General features: G+C 74.9%; 2 protein-coding genes. Both read right to left on the bottom strand.

Translation table 11 applies throughout. From position 1 onward, the window contains the following. Nucleotides 1-523: 523 nt before the first annotated feature. Nucleotides 524-1621: an ADP-ribosylglycohydrolase family protein gene (locus tag ADK86_RS14830; RefSeq protein ID WP_420718850.1), complete on the bottom strand. Its 1098-nt coding sequence runs from the start codon at nucleotides 1619-1621 to the stop codon at nucleotides 524-526. A gap of 198 nt (nucleotides 1622-1819) precedes the next feature. Beyond that, nucleotides 1820-2842 (bottom strand): LacI family DNA-binding transcriptional regulator, encoded by a 1023-nt coding sequence (locus ADK86_RS14825; protein ID WP_053697022.1) that lies wholly within the window; start codon nucleotides 2840-2842, stop codon nucleotides 1820-1822. Nucleotides 2843-2974: the final 132 nt, after the last annotated feature.

The following is a 2974-nucleotide window of genomic DNA, read 5'->3' as shown; positions in this document are numbered from 1 at the left end:
GGCGGGTGGGGATGCGTGCCGCGTTTGGGCGGGGGCGGGCTCGTACTGCCTCCGGGCGGGGACAGGTTCGTCTTGCCTCCGGGCGGGAGGGGATGCGTGCCGCTTTTGGGCGGGGGCGGGCTCGTACTGCCTCCGGGCGGGGACAGGTTCGTATTGCCTCCGGGCGGGAGCGGATGCGTGCCGCTTTCGGGCGGCGGCGGGTGCGTACCACTCCCGGGTGGGGGCGGATGCGTACCGCTTCCGGGTGGAGGCGGATGCGTACCGCCTCCGGGCGGGGACAGGTTCGTACTGCCTCTGGGCGGGAGGGGATGCGTCCCACTTCCGTGCGGGGCCGGACTCGTACTGCCTCCAGGCAGGAGGGGATGCGTACCGCTGCCAGGCGGCGGATGCGTATCGGGCGGTTCCGCCGCGCTTGGCCGCCGCTCGGCGGCACCTGCCGTACGGCGACTACTCGGCACCTCAAGTCCCTTCCCCACGCCGCCACTTGATGACCCGCACTCCCACCCCGGAAGCGCCTCCCGGCTCATGACGCCGTCGCCTCCTCGGGCCGGGGAGTGAGCAACTCCGCCACGTCCAGCACGTGGTAGCCCGCCATGGACGGGAGGCAGCTGCCGCGGACCGGACCGATGGCCTCTGCCCAGTGGTCCGGGATGGCGTGGATGCCGCCCAGCGCGCCCGCCAGCGCGCCGGCCACCGCCGCCGTCGTGTCGGCGTCCCGGCCCATGTTGACCGCCGTCAGCACCGAGCCGGTGAAGTCGCCGCGGGACGCCGCGAACGCGCCGAACGCCAGGCCCACCGCCTCGGGCGCGAGGTCCGTCCACGGATAGCCGCCGATGACCACGGCCGAGCGGACCGCGCGCTCGGTGCCGAGCCGGGTGCTGCCCGGGGTGAGCCGGGAGCGCTGGGCGGCGGTGACCGCGCGGCGCAGCGAGCGGGCGGTCCAGGAGTCCTCCGGTATGACGGACAGCGCCGCCGCGATGACGGCGTCCGTGGACCCGGCGACCATGGCCGTGGCGACCCCGGCGGCCACCGCCCGGCCCCCGTAGATGCCCTCGCCGTCGTGGCTGACCGTGCCGTCCACGGCGACCAGCCGGGCGGCCTCGGCGGGGCGCCCGGCCGCGAAGACCCCGAAGGGGGCGGCGCGCATGGCGAGGCCGTCGCTCCAGGCGTGGCGGTGCTGGGCGGAGATGGGGGCGGCCAGGCCCCGGCGCAGGTTCTCCAGGGTGCCGCGCTCGCTGAATCCGGCGCCGCGGAACGGGCCTTCGTCGAGGTCGGCGATCCACCGGTGCCAGGCCGCCTCGACGTGCGCCACGGTGAGGGACGAGCCGTGCTCGGCGAGCAGCAGCCCGGAGAAGACGGCGTACTCGGTGTCGTCCGTACCGACCGGGTCGTCCGTCAGGAACCCTTCGATGCGTCCCCAGCGTTGGCGGATCTGCGACGGCTTCATGTTCTCCGCCGGAGCGCCGAGCGCGTCCCCGACGGCGAGACCGAGCATCGCACCGCGCGCACGCTCCCGGAGACCGGCGGTGCACCCGGCGGGCCGGGGTGGCGGGACGGGGCGCAGCTGCGGGCGGCGCCGGGCGGGCGGTGGAGGCGGGAGCGGAAGATGCAGTGCGCTCATGTGGGTGCCGATCTGTGGGTGTGCCGATCTGTGGGTGTGCCGGTCTGTGGGTGTGCCGGTCTGTGGGTGTCGATCCGCGCATGCCGCTCTGTGAGATTCGGACGGGTGCGGCTACCGCTGCTCGGGCTGGTTCGGGAGGGTTCGGGCGCGGGTGGAGTTACGGGCGCGGGTGGAGGTACGGGAGGGGGCGGTCCCCTGTCATATGGCCCCGGTGGCCGGTGCCGAGGACGCGCGGACCACCAGCCGCGGCATCACGATCTCCCGGCGCGCCGGGGCGCGAGGTATGCCCGCGGGCTCGCGCAGCCGGTCCAGCAGCATGTGGGCCGCTGTCCGGCCGCGCTCGGCCGAGCCGAGGTCCACGCTGGTCAGCGGTGGCCAGCCCGCGCGGGCGAGAACCGTGTCGTCCATGCCGGCCACTGCCACGTCGTCCGGGATGGACCGGCCACGTGCGTGCAGGGCCTGCGAACTGCCCAGTGCGAGCTGGTCGTTGGCGCAGAAGACGGCGTCGATGTCGGGCCGGGCGTCGAGCAGGCTGTGCAGCGCGGCGGCGCCGGCCTCGACGGTGAAGTCCGTGGTCGTGATCAGTTCGGGGTCCGGGGCGAGGCCGCCGGCTTCCAGGGCCGTGCGGTAACCGAGGGCGCGGTTGTGGCCGGGCACCGTGTCGGCGGGGCCGTTGACGAACGCTATGCGGCGTCTGCCCGTGTCGATCAGGTGGCGCACGGCCGCCTCGGCGCCGGTCACGGAGTCGGTGCGGACGCTGTCCACGGGTGGGCCGTGCGGCGGGGTGCCGGGGAGCGAACCGATGACGACGACCGGGCGCGCGGCCCGGGCGAGGGCGTCCAGGTGCCGGGGTGTGATCCGGATCGGGCACAGGACCAGCCCGTCGCTCGTGCGGTCCGCGAGGCTGTGCAGGACGGCGAGTTCGTCCTCGACGTCGGCGTCGGTGGAGTGCAGCAGCAGGCGATAGCCCGCCGCTTTCATGACGGCCTGTATCTCACGGACCATGGAGACGTACGCCGGGTTGCCGATGTCCGACATGGCGAACGTGACCTGAAGGGTGCGGCCGCCCTTGAGGGACCGGGCCACCGCGTTGGGGACATAGCCCAATTCGGCGGCGGCCCGCTCGACGCGGGTGACCGTGTCGGGGCGCGCGCCGTGGCCGTTCAGCACCCGCGACACCGAGGCGATGGACACCCCGGCCCGCACCGCGATGGTCTCCACCGTCGGCCCCCCGCCGCGCTCCGCACCCGCACCCCCACCGGACCCCTTACCCGCACCCCCACCGGGCCACTTACCCGCACCCTCACCGGACCGCCCGCCCGTACGCCCACCGGACCGCCCGCCCGCACCCCC

The organism is Streptomyces sp. NRRL F-5755 (genome assembly GCF_001279365.1).
Classification (GTDB): domain Bacteria; phylum Actinomycetota; class Actinomycetes; order Streptomycetales; family Streptomycetaceae; genus Streptomyces; species Streptomyces rimosus.
Note: the sequence above shows the minus strand (reverse complement) of the source record. Positions and strands in the feature narration are given on the sequence as shown.

Excerpts from the sequence above, each read along its gene's own strand:
- ADK86_RS14830 (WP_420718850.1), bottom strand. The coding sequence starts at position 1,621 with ATGAGCGCACTGCATCTTCCGCTCCCGCCTCCACCGCCCGCCCGGCGC.